Source organism: Virgisporangium aurantiacum (assembly GCF_016863635.1).
Classification (GTDB): Bacteria; Actinomycetota; Actinomycetes; order Mycobacteriales; family Micromonosporaceae; genus Virgisporangium; species Virgisporangium aurantiacum.
The window spans coordinates 1-1,478 of sequence record NZ_BOPG01000185.1; the positions used below are offsets into that span (position 1 = coordinate 1).

A 1,478-nucleotide genomic window follows, 5' to 3' on the forward strand; every position below is an offset into this window, starting at 1 on the left:
CCGCTGGTACCTACGGGAGTACCGGCAGCCGGACGGCACACCGGGCCTGCTGGTTCAAACGATTCTGCTGTCAGCCCCGGCAAGCCTGTCCCGCGACGTTCTGGCCGAGCTATGGCAGCACCTGACAACCCATCACGACGTCATGCGGCTGAGGCTGACGCCGACCGCCGACGGGGACTACGCCGAACACATCGACCCGCCCGGGCCGGGGCACTTCAGCCTGACCGTCGCGGCGCCCGCCGAGGCCGGCCGGCGCGACCAGGCCCTCATCGAACTGGCGGACCTCGTCTACGCCGAAATCGACCCGGTCGTGGGGCCGTTGGTCGGCCTGGGGTTGCTACCCGACGCCGATGGGGGTCCCGGCCGGTTGTTCATAGCCGTCCATCACCTTGCGATCGACGTGGTCTCCTGGTCCATCCTGCTCGACCACCTCAACATCGCGTACCGCCAACGGGCCGCCGGCGAAGCCGTGCGCCTGCCGGGCAGGACTACTCCGTACCAGGTATGGGCCCATCAGCTGAACAACAGGACTCCGGCGCCACCCCGACGCACCGTTCCGGCCCCACCCACGCCCGCCCCGCCAGCGACCGTCCCGGATCTTCCCGCTGACCACCTCTACGACCCCGACATCGTCGACACGCATGCCACCGCTCGCCATCACCACGTCAGGCTCGATCAAGCAAGCACCCGCGCTCTGCTCGGCCCGGCCAATGCCGCGTACCACACCAGAACTGACGACCTGCTGCTGACCGCACTGACCCGCACGATCCTCCGTTGGACCGGGCAGCACGGCATCCATGTCGACCTGGAGACCCATGGGCGTGATCAGCTACCCGAGCTCGACACGTCCGCCACGATCGGCTGGTTCACCCAGCTCCGACAGGTCTGGCTCACCGCCGATCCAGACAGCCCGCCGACCGCAACCCTCAAGCACATCAAGGAAACTCTCCGCCAGCCTGCCGAGGCCGGCGCTGACATGGGCAACTCGCGCATCGAGTTCAACTACGTCGGCCGCGCTGGGCAACAGAGCCAGGAGAGCGCTCCGCTCCATCCCGTCACCGGAGGACCGGTACCCCCTCCGCCGCTGCACAGCGCCAGACCACACGAACTCTCCTTCCAAATCCGCGTCGACGGCGATCAGCTGCGCCTCGAGATCACATACTCACCCGCGCGCCACGAGGCCAGCACGATCGCCGACCTGGCCATGCAATACCTACACGAGCTCTCCGACCTGGTGACTGACTGCACGACAGCCGGCAACACCGGCACCACACCGTCCGACCATCCGCTGGCCGGCCTCACCCAGGAGCAGCTCGACACCGTCGCGGCCACACACCCGCATGTGACCGACCTCTATCCCTTGACGCCCACCCAGCAGGGCCTGCTCTTCCACACCCTCTACGAGCCCGGATCCGGCGTCTATGTCGTGCAGCTCGCGCTGCGGCTCGAGGGGAACCTAAAGGTGCCGGCGTTCACGC

1 protein-coding gene is annotated in these 1,478 nt (G+C 67.8%); it reads left to right on the plus strand.

All coding sequences use genetic code 11. The features are described 5' to 3' along the window. Nucleotides 1–100 precede the first annotated feature (100 nt). Nucleotides 101–1,478: condensation domain-containing protein (locus Vau01_RS62960; RefSeq protein ID WP_239153159.1), on the plus strand; the 1,378-nt coding region annotated here is incomplete at its 3' end.